Source organism: Rheinheimera tangshanensis (assembly GCF_014645135.1).
In the GTDB taxonomy this organism is placed as follows: Bacteria; Pseudomonadota; Gammaproteobacteria; order Enterobacterales; family Alteromonadaceae; genus Pararheinheimera; species Pararheinheimera tangshanensis.
The window spans coordinates 16,232-34,907 of the sequence record NZ_BMLH01000008.1; the positions used below are offsets into that span (position 1 = coordinate 16,232).

Below are 18,676 nucleotides of genomic sequence, written 5' to 3' on the forward strand. Positions count from 1 at the left end.
TTAGGAATTATAAAATCAAAATATTTCCATTTTTTGGATTTGTCTATCCCTTCATACTGTTGTTGTCGAAATCAATTTTGTATAGCTCAACTGAGGACCACATCATGAGTCAGAATATTTCAGGAAAAACAGTAGTGATCACAGGCGCGAGCAGTGGTTTGGGTGAGGCTACGGCTTATCATCTGGCCAGTCTGGGCGCTCATGTAGTGTTAGGAGCCCGGCGGGAAGACAAGCTGCAACAGATAGTAGCCACTATTGAAGCCAAAGGCGGACAAGCGACTTATCTGGTCACAGATGTAACGAAAGCCAGTGAAGTCAGCGCCCTGGTGCAGTTAGCGGTGAGCCGTTTTGGTCAGGTGGATGTCATGATCAATAATGCCGGCTTAATGTCTATTGCCCCTATCAGTGAATTAAAAACCGATGAATGGGACCGGATGATCGACATCAATATCAAAGGGGTTTTATATGGTATAGCCGCTGCCTTGCCGATATTTGAACACCAAAAATCAGGTCATTTTATTAATATCTCTTCAGTTGCGGGCATTAAAGTGTTCAGTCCAGGTGGCACTGTGTACAGCGGAACTAAATTTGCAGTCAGGGCGATCAGTGAAGGCTTGCGCCATGAAGTAGGAGGTTCTATCCGCACTACGACTATTTTGCCCGGCGCTGTAGATTCTGAACTAAAACACGGTAGTAGCCATCAGCAAAGCGCTGAATTTGTTGGCAACTTCTACCAAATCGCTATTCCGGCTGATTCAGTAGCCAAAGCCGTAGCTTACGCGATAGCTCAACCTGCAGACGTTGATATCAACGAGATAGTTCTGCGTCCTACAGTGCAGGATTTCTAAACAGCACTACCACTCCAACTGAGTTTTATTGCGGAAAAATGCTCCTGTTGGGCCATCCTCATCTAACGTGGCTAGCCAAACAGGAGTTTCCGCACCTTGTTCAGGACTCAAATCTGCCGCATCACCGCCCATTCGGGTACGAACCCAGCCAGGGCAGGCCGCGTTGACCTTCACCTCTGGCATCAGCTCGCGCGCGCAGCTGACCGTCACAGCATTCAGTGCAGCCTTACTGATGGCATAGCAGGCAGGGCCTTCCAAACCTTCAGAGAAATTTCCCCAACTGGATGACACATTTACAATACGGCCATAACCCCGTTGTTTCATCAAATGACCGAATACCTTGCAGAGCATAAAAGGCGCTACTGTATTGACTGATAAACTGAGCAGTAAATCTTCCGCCTGAGTGTGCTGTAATTCAGAAGAGTGCAACACTGCTGCATTGTTGATTAACACATCAACAGGACCATACTGCCGTTCTATTTGCAGCGCCTTTTGTTCAACCAGCAAGGGATCAGTTAAATCAAGCCGAAGTGCAATACCCGCACCTAACAAAGCTGCTGCCTCTTCTGCATCTTTTTGCTGACGGGCTGCCAGCAGCACACGAAATCCACCTTGCTGTACTAATGTTTTTGCTATCGCAAAACCAATACCGCGGTTAGCTCCAGTGATCAATACTGTTTTTAGTTGCTTTGCCATATATCCGCTCCTGGAAATGTCGACTGGACTTAGTTTTTAGCCTTTTCACGTGAAATAGTCATGACTGAAGTGCAAAATTCCCTAAACTGAGCCACATTAATCAATGAAGCTCCTACTTAACAAAGGAAAACTTCTGATGTATAGCATCAGCTTACTGCAAAAAGCAGTGTTCTCGTCCCTATTTTGGTTTTTTTGCACCTCTATTGCGACGACTGCAATGGCTTGTGAGTTTGAAATAGAGCTAGAGCGCTCTTGTGCAGAGCAACTGGAAGAGGAGTTGATGGCTACAGTCCCCTTTCGGGTGCAACGCAACAGTAACTTTTTGCATTTGCAAACTCAGGCAGCAGCTTTAGCATTCCCTATTTTTCATGAAAAAACAGATGAAGATACCCAACCCTATTTGGTGTCCTATTTGCAAGCTGTGCACCTGGCAGTGGTATGGGTATTTGAATATCGTGGCCGCAGTGTCTATCTGGTGAATACCCAAACTGGCCTACAAACTCAGATCAACGGCTTCCCGCTGCTGTCGCCGGACAATCAACGTTTACTGGTGTATTCCGAAGCTCATTCCGATAAAGAAAATGCCAATCTGCTGGTCATTTATCGGATCCGCAATCACAAACTGCAGGCCGAACTGGTATTGAGTGGTGATGACAACAGAATACAACCCTGGAACCCACTGGATGTGCGTTGGGTCAGTCCGGATAAAGTCGAATTTACCAGATTGCATTACCACAATGGTGAAGAAGAACAAAAGCTGCAGAGCCTGCAGCTGCAGCAAGGAAAGTGGTTTTTACTTTGAAATCCCCTTTCTGACCAGAAGTACAGAGTCGTTAATGCAGATAAGACCCTTTGGGCACAGCTCGGGATAGTTGCCATTGCTTATATCTTTTGCAAGCCGCCTGATATTCGGCTCTGAGTTTGGCCGACTCCTGCAATACCGCGATACTAGCAGGATGATCGCCATCCAAACGCTGTAGCATCTGCTCAAACCAATTTAAACCATGCCTTAATGTAGTCTGACAGCGCCGCCAGCGTTGCTGTTGTGCATAAGTTTCAGCCAGATTCTGAATTGAAATGGACAGACAAAAAGTCGGTAACGAGGCTTCTTCACGACTCAATTCCGGAGGACAACAGACAAAAGCACAGTGATACCAGACAGGCCAGACATCTGAAATAGCCTGGCGATATAAGCTTTCGGCCGCGCTTAGGTGCCGTTCAGTAAAAGCCTGATTACCTCGTGCAATGATCTGCTGCCAGTGTTCCATAGATGCTACCCAATTGCGAATTTATATCATCTAGACTATTTCAATTGCGAGTAGTTCGCAACAACATCAAAAAATATTATCCCAGCCGCTATCAAGCTGTAATTCCAAATGTGAAATAGCTGTCCCCAAAATGATAGTCCACACTCTGCATTGCCGGTCAGGACCCGAATCAGGGCCGGAATTCTTATAACAACAGTTTGAGGACATCATAGATGCAACATCAACATTTACTCTTCCCACTTTTCGCAATCAGCTGCGCTGTCAGTGCTGCTGTGCATGCTAACAATCTGGCCATCACAGGTCCGGGTGCCGGCGCCGATGGTTCAAGTAAAGCCAGTGGTATCAGTTATTCGTCTGTCCGGGATGCTAATCTGCAAAGCTACTGGCAACCTTCTGCGAACTCAAATCAGCGGGTGTCGGTAAAATGGAGTTCAGCTGTCCAGCTCAATCAGGTGGTGCTGAAAGAATCCGGTTCGGCCGTCACCAGTTGGCGGTTGGTTAATAACGACACTGGCACAGAACTGGCCAGTGGCAGCAGTATTGGCAGCAATAAGGTGGTAAATATAAGCACTATCAGCAGCCAAAAGCTGAATCTGGAAATTATTAGTGCCAGCTCCGCACCCCGCATCGCCGAATTTGAAGTTTATCTGACCACCGGAGGTGGTACAGCGCCGGATCCAACAGATCCGGTTGACCCTACGGACCCAGTTGATCCAACAGAGCCTCCACCTACAGGCGAGGTGACCTCCTGCAGCGCCAGTCCACAAGGTTATGCCTCGCTGGATGGTGGTACCACTGGTGGTGCAGGTCCAAATGCAGTGACAGTCACAGCGACAACAGGGGCGGAAATTCTGGCCGCTTTGGCGAACCGGGATTTAAACCGGCCTCTAACTATCAGAGTCAACGGCACCATAACACCAGCAAACTCAGGCGGCGTCAGTAAGTTTGATATTAAAGATATGAATAATGTCAGCATTATTGGAGTCGGTAATACGGCTTTGTTTGATGGCATAGGGCTAAAGGTATTTCGCGCCAATAACGTGATTATCCGCAATTTAAAACTGCGTTACGTCAATACCGGGGATAAAGACGCTATTACACTGGAAGGACCGGCCAGCAATATCTGGATCGATCACAACGAAATCTACAACAGTCTGGATGTGGATAAAGACTTTTATGACGAGTTAGTCAGCGGTAAAAAAGACGTGGATAAAGTCACCATTTCCTACAACTACCTGCATGACAGTTGGAAAACCTCGTTATGGGGCAACAGTGATTCCGACAATTACAACCGTCGTATTACCTTTCATCATAACCACTGGCAGCGAGTGAATTCACGTCTGCCGTTATTCCGCTATGGTCAGGGCCATATTTACAACAACTACTACAGTGATGTGCAGGACACAGGCATTAACAGCCGCATGGGTGCTGTGATCCGCATTGAAAATAATGTGTTTGAAAACACCACTAACCCCATCGTCTCTTTTTATTCCAGCGCTTTGGGCTACTGGGATACCAGAGGCAATGAGTTTAGCAATACCACCTGGCAAGCTATGCCAGCAGAAGGTGTGATTGCAGGCCCAGATGTGCAGTCTACCGCTGTACTCAACCTGCCGTACAGCTTTGCTCTGCTGCCCACCTCTGAGGTGAAAGCTCATGTGCTGGCGAATGCAGGTGTAAACAAATGTAGTTTTTAGACCCCGTTAAAAGTAAAAACCACCTGCATAACAGGTGGTTTTTAAATGGAGCTCAAAGATGTGGTTAGTCTTTTTTCGCTAACAAAAAAGCCACCAGCGCGTCTAAATCCTGCTGGAAATTCTCTTGGCTTAAACCTGAAAACTTCACCAGATATTTGCCGTTCACCAATAAAGTAGGTACACCTCTGAGCACTTTGGCTTCAGAATAGTGATCCTGACTCTTTTTCATAGCTGCAACTTCATCATTCACAGCCTGACTGACCATACCTGAATCAAATAACATGGCAGGAATATCGTTGACCACCAAGAGGTTACGAATATCCTGTTCGTTGCTGAAGCTGGCGCGCTGATTATGCAAATAATCAAAAATCACATCGGCAATACGATCGCCCTGACCGGCATTTTTTGCTACTACATAAGCCTTAGCCAGAGACTGCTGTAACTCTGGTGGAGCCACCTGTAAAAAGTCGACATGATGTTTAGTCAGACTGACACCTTTTGGCAGACTTTTATCCAGGTTTTGAGCAAAAGGCTCAAAAGCTTTGCAATGTGGGCAATAAAAGGAAAAAAACTCCAGCACTTCAGGTTTAGCTGTCTCTTTTTCTGCGACGACTTCGTAATGCACTCCTTCCTGAAAACTGACAGGAGAAGCAGCAGAAGCAAAAGCCAGTACAGGGGCGAATGCCAAAGCGGCTAATAATTGTTTCAACATAAAAAATGCCTTTTGATTAAGATTGAGTCAGTAAAAAATTCACTAACTGCTTAAATTCTTCATCCTGATTTTCACGGCTCAGGCCCTGGTTCAGGATTTTGTATTTACCATTGATAATAAAAGTGGGTACACCAGTTAATACACGACGCGACGACAAGGCTTCCTGTTCTTTTTTCATCTGCTTGGCACCACCGGCAACAGTAAAACTTTTGATGGCTTTATCGTAAGTGTCTGCATCAATACCCTGAGCGACAACCACAGCTTTGATGTCGTCATCATTGGCAAAGGTTTTGCGGTCAACATGAATATGATTAAAAAAAGCACTGGCCACCTGATCCCCTTTACCCAGGTTTTTTGCCACCAGATAAGCTTTGGCTAAAGTGACCTGAATTTCCACAGATGCATGCTGTAAAAAGTCGACATGGACTTTTTTCAGCTCAGCACCAGCAGGCAACTGCTTTGCTAAAGCCTGTACTTTAGGCTCAAAACCAAAACAGGCAGGGCAATAAAAAGAGAAATATTCTTTCACTTCAGGCTTAGCTGTGGCTTGTTCTGAAATGACTTCGTAGTGTTTACCTTCTTCAAACTGAGCAGCAAAAGCTGCCAATGGCAATAACAATGCACCTACTAACAACGCTGTTAACTTTTTCATTATTCGAATGTTCCTTGGAATAAAACTGTCACTACTCTAACAAAAACTTACCACTGAGGCATCAGAGAAAGTGGGCTCTGGTCACAGAATTTCAGCTGTTCATCCAGCGCCCGCACTTGTTGCTGCCAGTATTGGTCCGTACTGAACCATGGAAAGTTCTTCGGAAAAGCCGGATCGCTCCACCTTTTTGCTATCCAGGCCATATACGACAAAATCCGCATAGCCCGCAGCGGTTCTATTAAACGCAGCTCTTTATGGTCAAAATCGCAGTACTGCTCATACTCTTCCAGCAATAACGACAACTGATAAGTTTGCTCTAGCCGATCACCATTGAGCAATAACCACAAGTCCTGCACTGCAGGTCCATTGCGGCTGTCATCAAAGTCCAAAAGCAAAGGCCTGTCATCATGCCACAGCAAATTGCCTATATGACAATCGCCATGCACCCGCCGGATTTTTTCTGGCTTATACAAAGGACCGACCTTGTCGCACAATTGTTGCATCATGGTCTGATAATCTTTTTCTAACGAGGGTGGAATAAGGCCCGACTGCAACAAGCTTTGCTGACTGTCGAGTAAAAACGTTTGATGGTTGATGGTGGGTCTGTGCAGAAAAGGCCGGGCAGCGCCCACCTGATGCACCATGCCTAAAAAACGCCCCAGCTGCAGCAGCTGATTTTCGTTGTCAGGCTCTAAAGTACGGCCGCCACGGCTTGGAAAGACGGATAAATAAAAACCTCCGAAGGATAAGACTTGCTGGCCATCCCGCTCAACAGCTTCGGCCACCGGCACTTCAATCTCTGCCAGTTCCCGCACAAACTGATGCTCCTCGTTCAGTTGTTCTAAGCTCCAGCGTTCCGGCCGGTAAAACTTCACCACCCAGCTTTTGCGATCATCGTCTCTAAACTGGCAGACTCTGTTTTCAAAGCTGTTCAGTTGCAATAAACCAGAGCTGACATCAAAGCCATAATGAAACAAGGCATCCAGCATTAAATCCGGACTTAAGGTAGAAAAATCAAAAGTGCTCATAAAATTCCGTAGCAACTATAAAAATGGGGTCAGATCACATTGTTAACAGTTAACAATGTGATCTGACCCCATTTTATGGGTAGCTTAGTCTAACGCTTTTAAAAACTTAACGGGCGGAAAAGAACTTGCTGCCCTGAGTTAAGCGGATATCCGGTTCGTCGCTGTCCTGCAGTACAAACTCAATTTCCAGTACAGGTCTTTTTGCATCCACAGGATCCAGCGATAAACTGATCGGCAAATTCGCAGTTTCCCCGCCTTTTAAGGTCAACTCTTTCTCGCCAAGCCACTGCGCTTCGTCTAAACCTTGTACCGACAACTGATAGGTTTGCTCCAATTGCGACTTGTTAATCACCTTTAAGGTATAGGTGTTTTCAATTAGCCCTTCGTCGGTTTCACGGTACAAGGCGCCGCGGTCACGCACTATGTCCATCACCACAGGCTTACGTACGACTAAGGTCCAGGCAAAGGCAGCACATACAGCCACCAGCACCATAAAGTAGCCGACTAATTTACCCCGCACCACTTTGGTAGTTTTACCTTCCAGACTATGTTCTGTGGTGTAGCTGATTAAGCCTTTGGCATACCCCATTTTATCCATCGTATCGTCGCAGGCGTCGATACAGGCACCGCAGTTAATGCACTCGTACTGCAGACCATTACGAATGTCGATGCCGGTAGGGCAAACATGCACACATAAATTACAGTCGATACAATCGCCTAAACCTTTGGCTTTGTAGTCCGTGTCTTTACGGGCGCGTGGGCCACGATTCTCACCGCGCTTGGCATCGTAAGTCACAGTGAAAGTGTCTTTATCAAACATGGCCGACTGGAAGCGCGCATAAGGGCAAATATGAGTACACATAATTTCGCGCATCCAACCGGCGTTACCGTAGGTACAGAAGGCAAAAAACCAGACCGATACTGCAGCCCAGAAGCTGGCTTCGAAGGTAAAAAACTGAATAAACAGCTGATCGACAGGAGTAAAATAACCAACAAAAATCAGCGCGGTAAGCACAGAAAAAGCCAGCCAGCTGAAATGAGTCAGGCCTTTTCTCCATAGCTTATTGAAGCTCCAGGGTTCCTGATCCAACTTCATACGCTGATTACGGGTGCCCTGGAGTTTCTCTTCAAACCACATAAAAATAAAAGTCCAGACGGTTTGTGGGCATAAATAACCACACCAAACCCGGCCATAGAAAGTAGTCACAAAAAATAAGGCAAAAGCGCCAATCACAAAAATCCAGGCCAGAATAGTGAAATCCTGCGGCCATAAGGTCATACCGAAGATATAAAACTTCTGCTCGACTATATCGAGCAAAATGGCTTGCTGGCCGTTAAATTGCAGCCAGGGTAACAGCATAAAAGCCGCCATAAATATAAAGCCAATATTACGCCTTAAGGTTTGATGCAAACCCTTCACCGCACGCACATAGATGCGATCTCTTGGGTTGTATTTGGCTTTTTTGTCCGGATCGGGTTTGTGCACCTCAACCGGAATATTTTTGATATCTATCTTATTATCCACGCCCATACCTCGTGCTGCTCTCTGATACTTAGTGTAGCAGGCTGTTTATTGCAGCTTGTTGATGCAGGACAAACCAAGCCTTGTTCTGACGAAACCTAAAGCAACTTACCTGTCTGCGATCGGTAATTTGCTCCAGCTGGCGGCTTATCCTGGCTGCTTTGTGTTTTAACCCAATGAACTGTCTGCAATAATTGAACCAAAGGTCTATAGTATATAACACTCTGATCCATATTGAATTTTAATCTTAGGCTCAGTTTTATTCTGTCAACCTGGTTGACACCCAAGGCAGTTCTGACTGCCTGGTTGACAGTGGCAGGCCAGACACACCGTGTGATAACCAATCAAGTCGCAGCTGAGGTAACAGGTGATGCGCAATTTTTTGCTGTTATGTTTGCTGATTGTCAGCACCCTGACTTTTTATGACCACCCACGAATTCTGCCTTACTCAGAACCCGTGCTGGACTGGCTGGCTGAACATATTTCATTGCCTGGAGTTCAGTCGGATTCAGTAATCACCCGCAAAATTCAGAAAGCTTTTTATGCGATAGGCCAGGATTACGGCACAGGCCAGCAAGAAGCTTTAGCCAAAGCCGCGCAGGACATCAACAGCCTGCTGCAATTTCGTCGCGACTACTGTCAAAACGGCGATTTTCATCCGGCCTTATTTGGCGATGCCATGCAAAGAGCTTGTGATGTGTTAAAGCAGTATCCGAAGCTGGAAGAGTTCATAGGCTAAAGCGGCACAACACTGAGTTTTGCCCTCTATCCGTCAAATCAGTGGGATGATCACCAGATAGGCCATGAGCCCCTAAATATCCCGAGGATTTTTTCTATACTTTATTCTCAAATAGAAATAATAAACCAATTCGAAGCCAAGCAAACCAACACCAAAAAACAGAGGGAACATCTGATAATACCAGTCGAGTAACGCTCCTATAAAACCACCGGATAATCCCCAAAAAATCAGTTGTTTTGCGTGTCGAATACCTTTAGATGCCATTTTTTATTCTCTTTTTTCAAAGATGAACGCCAATCAAACAGGTGGGCTTTGTCATTCCTTCGACTTATCCAGACTCCATTTGCCCCTTACGCATGCCATGTGATAAAAAAATACTTATTCACCACCAACTATAGTGTTATCTTTGACCATCTCTCGCCGCACAAGAAATAACGATAGCAATAAAGAAAACAAAAAAGAGCCAATCAAAATCAAAAAACCTTCAATTTTCGATGGAAACACAATTCTCGAAATTAGGCCAAAGAGAACAAAACAAAAAATAAAAACAACCAAAAACAGCGATCTATCATTTTGCTTCATGCGTATATCATCAGTAACCGCAAATCTTGAGATAAAATTTAAAAATGGCATAGACTCTATCTTATGCCTTATTTCTACACCGCTTATGAAAAGATAGCTAGGCAATACCATCGCACATGAGCAAGCACCAAAAAAAATAGAAAAAATAAAATTGTTGTTCATTAAATTTAAAGAGTACATAATCAAAGAACATAAAAATAAAATTTTTATATGTTGGTAACCCATTTTTAACTCCATAAAAAAGAATATTTTGATAATATTCTTTTTTTTATCTAATCAAATAGCTGGTAGTTATTGCACATTATCACTTACATAGTTACATTATCACTTACATAGTCATAAATGAAAATAAAAGTTCCCGCAACACCACCTACAACACCGCCTACAACAGCACCAGCAAGGCCGCCAACAGCAAAGCCTATACCTGCGCCTGTAGACCCCCCAGCTCCAGCGTCACCAATTGCCGCACCGACTGCACCACCAACAGTTACTTCACCACCGGCAATCACTTGCATTTTATCATTGTTTAATTCACGCATTATTTTTCCTTATTGTTGAGCTAACTCGTAAACCCCACCGATAACTAAGCCCGCAGCGATTATTCCCAAGCTAACAGGATTACCAAATGCTGCAACAGCACCTAAGGCCGCGAGCCCAGCATTTGCGCCAACCAATGCAGCCCCAGCGGCCCCCCCAGTTAAAGCACTGCTAGCAACATCAGCCCAATCACCGCCACTAACGCCTACTACTTGCTCAAAAGTTAACTCATGCATACTATCTCTCCTTGAGATGATTAAAGATTACAGCCTGCCTTTCAGGCTTAAGATCGGCTCAAACAACAATGCCATCAGGTTGCGTTGTTCCAGCACTATATCTGCGCTTAACGACATGTCCGATAAAAGCCAAACATCCGATGAGAGCATGGTGTTGCGACCGACAACTCCAACCTTACCTGAGTATTTTTATTGAATGAACTGGCAGTTCTGACAGGTTTTCGGCGTTTTTTTGCTGCTGTTGGCAGTAAAAAGGCAATGACAGGAGTGGGCATCTCAGAAAAGACAACAGGGCCCGCAGGCCCTTTATGGTTAGATTCAGTAAAGTAACGCTATACCTTAACTGCCGCTATTGAACTTAGCTGAACAGTAAATAAAAACACCTCTTGCAACTACAGGCGCTGTAATAGCAGAAAAACCACATAAAAAAATCCAAATTTATGGTATGCATCAAATAAATAAAACGGGATTACAAAGACAAGAAAAAATGTCAATAACAGAGAAAACACCAAAATAGCTGCATATCGGCTAGTGGACTGTTTTAGCATTTGATAACCCTGAATAACTGATTGTCCATCAGAACAAATTTACGCAATCCCATATCTATACATTCAGTGGCTTCAGATCGGTAGATTATTCAATCTAGAGTCTCAGCTCTATCTTTTTTCCAGATTTTTATTCAATCTACGAACATAATAAAGACCAAAAACAGAACCAAACACAAAACCTGTGACATGACTAATATTGTCAATAAGGTTTGGCATCACGGCTCCGGCGACAAAAATCAAAATTAAACCATGAAATATTTCGCGTGATTTATCAACAACAAGCAAAAAACTCAAAACAGAGATAACACCTCCAGATATACCAACCGAATAGCCAGACACAGAAAAAAAGCTGAATGATATTGCAGCCACAGGAACTGACAGGATAAAAGTAGATGCAAGATAGAGTCTTCTGTTATCGGACGAGTATTTGAGATCCCAAAACAAATAATATAACGCGTATAGGTTCAACCAAAGATGTAACAAAGAGGCGTGTGCAAAAGGCCCCAGTAGCAATCTATACCATTGATGCTCATAAAGCATCATCTTCGATACACCGTAGGTTTCAATCCATAGTGTACTGCCATAGAAAAACTTCCAGATGGATACTGATAAACAATAGATTATTGTGATTAAAACAAGTATTTTCATTTTTTACTTCGCAGAGATACCCGGTGAAATCACCGAGCATCTATTAAAATAGAAGACTTATGCAGCATTTTTTTCTTTCGGCTGTTGATGATCCAATTGTCTCATCACTTCTGAATAACCTCCGTATGCAGCATCTATTTTACCAAATAATATGGATCCTCCAGGACCAGCTTTGGTTCCTACTGCTACAGCCAGCCCTACGAATCAGTCGGAACCACCTAAAGCGCCTTGGCCTTGGCCTGCTCAGTTACATAACACTACTCTTTTTTTATCGGTGCATTCAGCGACCGACGACTCCAACCTTACCTGAGTATTTTTATTGAATGAACTGGCAGGTAAAGGACTACAGAAGATCGACCTTAATTTGTACATTCAATTTATAAATAGCGATATAAAACCAAGCATTATGGATACAATAGCGACCAACAAAACAATGAAAACCAGTAGTTGGGCGACATCTTTATCACCACATATAGATTCAAAAAACCCAACCAACGCGCCCTCACCTGTAAGTGAAGATATAATGTCTTTGATATCTTTCATAATTCAATTCACACAGAAGTCAGATTCAGAAAAGCAACGCTATACCTTAACTGCCGGTATTGCACTTAGCTGAACAGTAAATAAAAATACCTCTTGCAACCAGAGGCGCTGTAATAGCAGAAAAAATCACATAAAAGAATCCAAATTTATGGTGTGCATCAAATAAATAAAACGGAATTATAAAGACAAGAAAAAATGTCAATAACAGAGAAAACACCAAAATAGCTGCATATCGTCTAGTGGATGGCTTTACCATTTGATAACCCTCAATAAATGAGTTTCCATAAGAAAGACTTTGTGCACTCTTAGACCGATAATGTGCATTCAGCAGCTTCGGATTCGTAAATCATATTAGTTAAACTTGGACCTTGCTGAGGTGATAACAAAGTAAAAAACTGAAAACGCACCTAACAAAGGGATAGCATCATACAGAGTCATGCTCGCCTCCATATTAAATCTCATCAGATAAAAAATAGTGATCATATAGAGAATAAGCAGACAAAAAATGCCTGTTGACAAAAGCTCACGAGCTCTAAAATTATAAAGTGCGACGGCAGATAGTCCGATAAGAGACAGCCCAAAAAGGAGCTCCTTGACTTGAAAATCTGCACAATAAAGCTGGAAGGCACAACTTTTCACCAGTGAAAAATACCCACCAAAAATTAAAAAAAATAGCAGAGAGAAAAATGTCGCCGTCCTCGTTGCCAAATACATTTCATCACCTTTTTGATATTCAGGGTGTAAGACACCCTCAGGGTCATAACTTATTCTAAAAAAACAGCTACTACTTCTTTGAAAAACAGCTGCTGCGCCACCTACAATAGCACCAATACCAGCTTCAACACCTAAGGCTGATGCCAAACCACCAGCAGTTCTGGACGAGGCGGGCTCCCCCAGAACAACATGCCCGATAAAAGCCAAACATGCAGATGAGAGTGGCGTTGCTACCATCCCCGCTGCATAACAATACGTTGGTGCTGGCCTGCTCAGTTAGATAACACGGATCTGCTTTTTATCGGTACGTTTAGGGCCGACAACTCCAACTCTACCTGAGTATTTTTATTGAATGAACTAGCAGTTCTGACAGGTTTTCGGCGTTTTTACTGCTGTGAGCAGTAAAAACGCAATGACAGGAGTGGGCATCGCAGAAAAGACAAAAGGGCCCGCAGGCCCTTGTTCTCAAACATCAAAAATGAATCGCCGGGTGAAACAACCTAAAGCACTTCCACCTTAATTTTGGCAATCACATCCAGCGCTTTTTGTTTGGCCTGTTCGACATTGTCGCCTAAAGCCAAGGCCACCCCCATACGGCGCTCACCTTGCACTTCGGGTTTACCAAACAGGCGCAGGTCGGTGTCGGGTTGCATTAACGCCTGAGCTAAGTTGCCATAACTGATGTGCTGCGAGTTACCTGGTACCAGTAAGACAGCTGAAGCGGCCGGGCCGTATTGGCGAATCAGCGGAATAGGCAAACCTAAAATGGCGCGGGCATGCAAAGCAAATTCAGAGTAGTTTTGTGAAATCATGGTCACCATGCCGGTGTCGTGTGGCCGGGGTGATACTTCGCTAAACCAGACTTCGTCGCCTTTTACAAACAACTCAACGCCAAATAAGCCAAAACCACCCAAAGCTTCAGTTACTTTAGCTGCGTAATACTGGGCTTTTTCTAAAGCTGCAGCTGACATGGCCTGAGGCTGCCATGATTCGCGGTAATCGCCTTTTTCCTGACGATGGCCGACTGGTTCGCAGTACTGAGTGCCGGACACAGAGCGCACTGTTAATAACGTGATTTCGTAATCGAAGTCGATAAATCCCTCTACTATCACCCGGCCTTTTCCTGCGCGACCACCTTCCTGAGCATAAGCCCAGGCGCTTTCTAAATCGGCGTCGGATTTCAGCACAGACTGGCCTTTACCGGAGGACGACATAATAGGTTTCACCACACAAGGGTAACCAATATGCGCCACAGCGGCTAAATAGCTGGCTTTGTCATCGGCAAAACGGAAAGGCGACGTAGGAAGTTGTAACTCTTCAGCCGCTAAACGGCGGATGCCTTCACGGTTCATGGTTAAGTTGGCGGCTTTGGCGCTTGGGATCACGGTAAAACCCTGCTGCTCCAGCTCTACCAGGGTGCTGGTGGCTATAGCTTCCAGCTCCGGGACTATCAAAGCAGGTTTTTCTTTGATCACAATTTGACGTAAAGCCGCACCGTCCAGCATGGAGATGACGTAACAACGGTCCGCCACCTGCATGGCAGGCGCATTAGCATAGCGGTCTACGGCTATCACTTCACAGCCAAGACGTTTGAGTTCTATACATACTTCTTTGCCCAGCTCACCGCTGCCCAATAGCAGTATTTTAGTGGCGTTGGCCGCGCCCGGGGTTCCTATCTGGCTCATGCGTTGCACTTCCTCAGCGAAATTTAATGGCCAAGAGCATACCAAAAATCAGCGCTGAACACTTAATGATTTCAGCCGGAATCGGCTTGCTGAGGTATAGTAAAACACAGTCCAGACCGAGGTTTTTATGTCAGAGCAATTATGCCCTTTATGCCAGCAAAACAATTTATGCAAAGCTGGTACAACCGAACAAAACCAGTGTTGGTGTATGGCGCAGCAATTTCCGCCAGAACTCTTGGCACAGGCACCGGATCAAAGCAGCTGCATTTGTGCAAATTGCTTAGCGCGTTTTGTGCAACAAACAATAGGGGCGCAGCAGTTTACACCTGCATGATTTATTTGCTGTTTTGCCATTTGCCCGAACGTTTCATTGTACCCCAGCTGCTTTTGCTGTTGCGCGCCCAAAGCCACAAGCCTTTTAACCGCCACCAGGAATTCAGTTGGCGATAGCCAAAATTTTCCAGCACCGCCATGAAAAACAACCGCATGATGCTGCGCCCGCCCGGATAGACAGGATACGACATTTCTTCCAACACCAGCGCCACGACAGAAATCAATATGCCAAAACCTATGGTCACCACTAAAAAGGCCAATAAAGCGGCCGGGTCTAACCAACCGGCAAGCCAGGTAAATAACATAAATAAATAACCCATGACTTCCAGCGCCGGACCCAGAGCCTCAAATAACAAAGCAAAAGGAAAAGCCAGCCAGCCAACAGCACCGGATTTAGGATGGAATAATAACGACATATTAGCGCTTAAGCTTTCCAGTAAACCTCGTTGCCAACGCACGCGCTGCTGCGCAAGTGTAGCTAAATCTTCCGGTGCTTCAGTCCAGCAGACGGGGTCAGGAATAAAATAAATGCGGTACTTTCGTTTTTGCAGTCGCATATGTTTATGCATCCGCACTACCAGCTCCATATCTTCGCCTATGGTTTTATGCCGGTAACCACCCACTTCAATCACCAGATCTTTTTTAAACAAACCAAAAGCACCACTGATGATTAATAAGGCATTTAAAGACGACCAGCCTAACCGTCCAAACAAGAAACCGCGCAGATACTCTACTATTTGCAATTGCGGCAATAGTTTATTCGGTAAGGCAGCTTTGAGTAACAAACCATCTTTAACCTGGCAGCCATTGGCGATACGTACTGTACCTCCCGCGGCTATGGCGTCCGGGTCTTCCAGAAAAGGCCGGATAATGCGTAGCAAACTGTCGCGTTGCAAAATAGAGTCGGCATCCACACCACAAAACAGTGGAAAACGCGATAAATTCACACCAGCATTCAAAGCATCGGCTTTACCGCCATTGGCTTTGTCTATCACTTTTAAATTCGGGTAACGGCTGGACTGGTAAATACCGCGAATTTGTTGGCAAGGTAAACGAATAGGGCAAGTGGCTGATGATAAAGTCAAAGCAAAACTGTCTTTCAGTACCTGCAAGGTGTCATCTTTTGAGCCGTCGTTGATGACGATCACTTCGTATTCAGGATAAGTCAATTGCAATAAGGACAACACTGAACTGGCAATGGTTTCCTGCTCGTTGTAAGCAGGCACCAGCACAGAAATGGGAGTTAAAAAGCTGGCATAGCTGGCTGGTAATAACTCAGTGCGCGCCGACTGAATATGACTGCGCATCACCAGCAGAGCTACTAAATTCAGTGTCAGATAACCGACTGACAAACAGACAAAATAACCCACCAATAGCCACTGCAAAGGCACCAGCCATGGCGCTAAATCCAGTTGTTGTATCCACTGATGCGTCAGCTCTGTGAACTGCTGTACCCAGTCATATGCCATCAGGTTCTCCCTTGTTGCTGACGTTGTTGTTCTTCTTTCACTTGCAACAAAATCGCCAGCGCAAAAGGGTCCGTCAGTTGTTGTTGCCAGAGTTGCAGCTGAGCATCATCAATGCCAGGTAGTGAAATCAGGCTTTGTGCTGAACGATAACGTACCCACCAGTTAGGGTCTGACAGCATTTTTACTAATAAAGGTGCATCAGAACTATCGCCTAACCGCGCTAATGCCTTAGCGAGCTGTACCCGAACTTCCCATTGCGGGTTAGTAACCTGCTGGCGTAACAACGGCAATAAGTCGGGGGATACTGCGCAGGCAAAAGCTGTGGTCAAGAGTTCCATTTCATCCGGGTAATGCACTAAAGCGTGCTGGATCAAAGGCTGACTGTCGATGGGCGATAAAATATGCATCAGCTTAATTAAACGCCTTAGCTCTTTGGCTGTGGCTTTTTCGGCACATTCTGTAATAGACCGGACTATAAGGTCGTGAGGCAAACGCACCAACAAACCAGCGACCCGGCTAACAGACCAATCGTCCCGGTAAATTTGACTTAAAATGACAGGTAAACCCAGTTTGGCATCTATCGACAACAAAGCCCGGGCTGCCACCAAAGAAAAAATCGTTCGTTTATCCAGTACATGAGGCAGCAGCTCAGCAAAAGCCGATTTCTCCTGCACTATGCCAAGCGCCATAATGGCGGTTAGTTTTTTATCTGTACTGTAACCATGCAGCCACTGTTTCATTACCGGGATCAGATGTAAGCGCTGAGCCAGTTCGGCCAAACGACTGGATGCACTGCCGCGAACCGTTTGTTCAAGCTGCAACCATAATTGCACCACAAAACCAAAACCTTCCGCATTGAGCTGGGGTAAAGGCCCCGTATTTTCTTCCGGTGAATAAATCCAGGAAAACAGAATTGGAGTCCACTGTTCAGTCGCCTGCAGGCGGCTTTTTTCGCGCTGCCGCCTTTCGTAATGCATAAAAAGCGTCAACAGCAACAGCGCCAGTGTCATCAGTAACAACACAGCGCTGCTGTACCACACCAACTGTACTATCACATCAGAGTGTGTATCGGACACCTAAGCCCACCTCAGTTTTTTCGTATAACACATCTTGTTCAGACCAGCTCAGGTTGTATAACAAGCTCCAGTCGGTCGCAAAAGAAAATTGACCAAATAAGCCAATACGAGTGACATCCATCACCAATACACGGTTTGGCAAACGTTCCAGTTCTTTACCTTTGACCAGCAAAGCAGTCAGTGAATCCGTATCGTTAAAGTAATAGCTGGCTTGAATGAGATGGGTATTGGCTGAGCCTGTGTCTTCAGGTCTGGAGTGATACCAGGTATAGGCATAGCGCCATGAACCCCGATAATGTTCGTTCATCAGGCTATAGCTGCGACTGTCCTGCTGATCATCATTGGCAACCGACACTCCGGGTGTCACCACCCAACCTTTAGTCCATTGCCAGGCCAATTGATTACCGATAGATAATTCAGGCCGAACTCTGTTTTGCGGACTGTAACCGGCTTGCCCCAACCAGGTCAGATTATCACTGATTTTATAGTAGCCATCCGTCAGCCATTCCTGATCCTTTAAGTCAAAACGCTTACTGCGCTGCCAGCGGGCTCCCCAGCCATAATCTGTGGTCGCATGGCGTAATCCGGCATAATAAAACGAGCCATCGGCAAAACTATTCGACAACTGTTCATACCCAGCACCGGTTTCCAGTTGATAACTGTCTGCTGCCACACAACAGGCAGGAGTTAAAGCAGCCAGTATAAAGAGTGAGCTTTTCATCATCCTTGTTTCCCTATCAGACGACGTAAACGGGCACTGAGCTCAGGCGGCTGAAAGGGTTTCACTAAATAATCATCTGCACCTTTTTTCAGGGCTAGCGCTATATCGTCTTCGCCCATTTTAGACGTCAGAATCAGCACTGGAACACTAGCCATGGCAGCCTGATTGCGAATTAACTCCAGCAAAAATAAGCCATCAAAAAATGGCAGCATTAAATCCAGTACCACAGCACTAAAATCGCGACCGGATAACACCAACTCCTGCGCCTGCTGACCATCTTTCAGCCATTCCACCTGATAACCATCACGTTGCAGAATAAAAACCAACAACTTGCCAATCAGCTCATCATCCTCAACCAGCAATACAGTTTTAGCGCCCATTCATACTCCATAGATCTGGCTGTCTCTGGTTCCTTTCTTAAG

Annotated in this window: 22 protein-coding genes; 5 read left to right on the forward strand and 17 right to left on the reverse strand. The window is 45.3% G+C overall.

The genetic code is table 11. The annotated features are described in order from the left end of the window. Positions 1-104 precede the first annotated feature (104 nt). Positions 105-848, forward strand: a complete 744-nt coding sequence (locus IEW88_RS14130; protein ID WP_147904602.1) for an SDR family oxidoreductase — start codon at positions 105-107, stop codon at positions 846-848. Between the two features lie 6 nt (positions 849-854). Here IEW88_RS14130 and IEW88_RS14135 read toward each other — a convergent pair whose 3' ends face one another. After that, complete coding sequence (locus IEW88_RS14135) at positions 855-1,544, reverse strand: SDR family NAD(P)-dependent oxidoreductase (protein ID WP_147904601.1); 690 nt, start codon at positions 1,542-1,544, stop codon at positions 855-857. 136 nt (positions 1,545-1,680) lie between these two features. Between IEW88_RS14135 and IEW88_RS14140 the strand changes: the two genes are divergently transcribed. Beyond that, positions 1,681-2,346 (forward strand): hypothetical protein, encoded by a 666-nt coding sequence (locus IEW88_RS14140; RefSeq protein ID WP_147904600.1) that lies wholly within the window; start codon positions 1,681-1,683, stop codon positions 2,344-2,346. 31 nt (positions 2,347-2,377) lie between these two features. Here the strand turns inward: IEW88_RS14140 and IEW88_RS14145 are convergent, their stop codons facing one another. Next, a complete protein-coding gene (locus IEW88_RS14145) occupies positions 2,378-2,812 on the reverse strand; it encodes a YcjX family protein (RefSeq protein ID WP_147904599.1) in 435 nt (144 codons plus the stop codon). A 212-nt stretch (positions 2,813-3,024) separates the two neighbouring features. On the opposite strand from IEW88_RS14145, the gene IEW88_RS14150 reads away from it, so the two are divergent. Continuing rightward, complete coding sequence (locus IEW88_RS14150) at positions 3,025-4,509, forward strand: pectate lyase family protein (RefSeq protein ID WP_147904598.1); 1,485 nt, start codon at positions 3,025-3,027, stop codon at positions 4,507-4,509. A 64-nt stretch (positions 4,510-4,573) separates the two neighbouring features. Here the strand turns inward: IEW88_RS14150 and IEW88_RS14155 are convergent, their stop codons facing one another. The 4 genes from IEW88_RS14155 to ccoG all read right to left on the reverse strand — a co-directional run bounded on the left by IEW88_RS14155 (position 4,574) and on the right by ccoG (position 8,426). Then, positions 4,574-5,221, reverse strand: coding sequence for a thiol:disulfide interchange protein DsbA/DsbL (locus tag IEW88_RS14155; protein WP_147904597.1), 648 nt, complete (start codon positions 5,219-5,221; stop codon positions 4,574-4,576). 16 nt (positions 5,222-5,237) lie between these two features. Continuing rightward, the gene (locus IEW88_RS14160; protein ID WP_147904596.1) at positions 5,238-5,873 is read right to left on the reverse strand and encodes a thiol:disulfide interchange protein DsbA/DsbL; all 636 of its coding nucleotides are present in this window, start codon (positions 5,871-5,873) and stop codon (positions 5,238-5,240) included. A gap of 47 nt (positions 5,874-5,920) precedes the next feature. Continuing rightward, entirely contained in the window at positions 5,921-6,901 is a 981-nt protein-coding gene (locus IEW88_RS14165; protein WP_147904595.1) for a serine/threonine protein kinase, read from the reverse strand. Positions 6,902-7,007: 106 nt separating this feature from the next. Then, positions 7,008-8,426 (reverse strand): cytochrome c oxidase accessory protein CcoG, encoded by a 1,419-nt coding sequence (ccoG, locus tag IEW88_RS14170; RefSeq protein ID WP_185148611.1) that lies wholly within the window; start codon positions 8,424-8,426, stop codon positions 7,008-7,010. A gap of 367 nt (positions 8,427-8,793) precedes the next feature. Here ccoG and IEW88_RS14175 point away from each other — a divergent pair, with 367 nt between their 5' ends. Next, positions 8,794-9,162, forward strand: a complete 369-nt coding sequence (locus IEW88_RS14175) for a hypothetical protein (protein ID WP_147904593.1) — start codon at positions 8,794-8,796, stop codon at positions 9,160-9,162. 72 nt (positions 9,163-9,234) lie between these two features. Here IEW88_RS14175 and IEW88_RS14180 read toward each other — a convergent pair whose 3' ends face one another. The 7 genes from IEW88_RS14180 to purT all read right to left on the reverse strand — a co-directional run bounded on the left by IEW88_RS14180 (position 9,235) and on the right by purT (position 14,655). Further along, a complete protein-coding gene (locus tag IEW88_RS14180; protein WP_147904592.1) occupies positions 9,235-9,426 on the reverse strand; it encodes a hypothetical protein in 192 nt (63 codons plus the stop codon). Positions 9,427-9,540: 114 nt separating this feature from the next. After that, positions 9,541-9,969, reverse strand: a complete 429-nt coding sequence (locus IEW88_RS14185) for a hypothetical protein (RefSeq protein WP_147904591.1) — start codon at positions 9,967-9,969, stop codon at positions 9,541-9,543. A gap of 83 nt (positions 9,970-10,052) precedes the next feature. Then, positions 10,053-10,283, reverse strand: a complete 231-nt coding sequence (locus IEW88_RS14190) for a hypothetical protein (protein ID WP_147904590.1) — start codon at positions 10,281-10,283, stop codon at positions 10,053-10,055. Between the two features lie 9 nt (positions 10,284-10,292). After that, complete coding sequence (locus IEW88_RS14195) at positions 10,293-10,517, reverse strand: hypothetical protein (protein WP_147904589.1); 225 nt, start codon at positions 10,515-10,517, stop codon at positions 10,293-10,295. 656 nt (positions 10,518-11,173) lie between these two features. After that, positions 11,174-11,608, reverse strand: coding sequence for a rhomboid family intramembrane serine protease (locus IEW88_RS14200; protein ID WP_185148610.1), 435 nt, complete (start codon positions 11,606-11,608; stop codon positions 11,174-11,176). A gap of 999 nt (positions 11,609-12,607) precedes the next feature. After that, positions 12,608-13,207, reverse strand: coding sequence for a hypothetical protein (locus IEW88_RS14205; RefSeq protein ID WP_147904587.1), 600 nt, complete (start codon positions 13,205-13,207; stop codon positions 12,608-12,610). A gap of 263 nt (positions 13,208-13,470) precedes the next feature. After that, the gene (gene purT / locus IEW88_RS14210) at positions 13,471-14,655 is read right to left on the reverse strand and encodes a formate-dependent phosphoribosylglycinamide formyltransferase (protein WP_147904586.1); all 1,185 of its coding nucleotides are present in this window, start codon (positions 14,653-14,655) and stop codon (positions 13,471-13,473) included. 127 nt (positions 14,656-14,782) lie between these two features. Between purT and IEW88_RS18900 the strand changes: the two genes are divergently transcribed. Next, entirely contained in the window at positions 14,783-14,989 is a 207-nt protein-coding gene (locus IEW88_RS18900) for a cysteine-rich CWC family protein (protein WP_147904585.1), read from the forward strand. A 1-nt stretch (position 14,990) separates the two neighbouring features. On the opposite strand, the gene IEW88_RS14220 is transcribed toward IEW88_RS18900, so the two are convergent. Genes IEW88_RS14220 through IEW88_RS14235 form a run of 4 tightly spaced genes read right to left on the reverse strand, consistent with a single transcriptional unit; the run spans position 14,991 to position 18,634 of the window. Next, positions 14,991-16,457, reverse strand: a complete 1,467-nt coding sequence (locus IEW88_RS14220) for a glycosyltransferase family 2 protein (RefSeq protein WP_147904584.1) — start codon at positions 16,455-16,457, stop codon at positions 14,991-14,993. After that, positions 16,457-17,533, reverse strand: a complete 1,077-nt coding sequence (locus IEW88_RS14225; protein WP_147904583.1) for a HEAT repeat domain-containing protein — start codon at positions 17,531-17,533, stop codon at positions 16,457-16,459. The genes IEW88_RS14220 and IEW88_RS14225 overlap by 1 nt, the downstream gene beginning before the upstream one ends. Continuing rightward, positions 17,514-18,257, reverse strand: a complete 744-nt coding sequence (locus tag IEW88_RS14230; RefSeq protein ID WP_147904582.1) for a YaiO family outer membrane beta-barrel protein — start codon at positions 18,255-18,257, stop codon at positions 17,514-17,516. The genes IEW88_RS14225 and IEW88_RS14230 overlap by 20 nt, the downstream gene beginning before the upstream one ends. After that, the gene (locus IEW88_RS14235) at positions 18,254-18,634 is read right to left on the reverse strand and encodes a response regulator transcription factor (RefSeq protein ID WP_147904581.1); all 381 of its coding nucleotides are present in this window, start codon (positions 18,632-18,634) and stop codon (positions 18,254-18,256) included. The genes IEW88_RS14230 and IEW88_RS14235 overlap by 4 nt, the downstream gene beginning before the upstream one ends. Between the last annotated feature and the right edge of the window lie 42 nt (positions 18,635-18,676).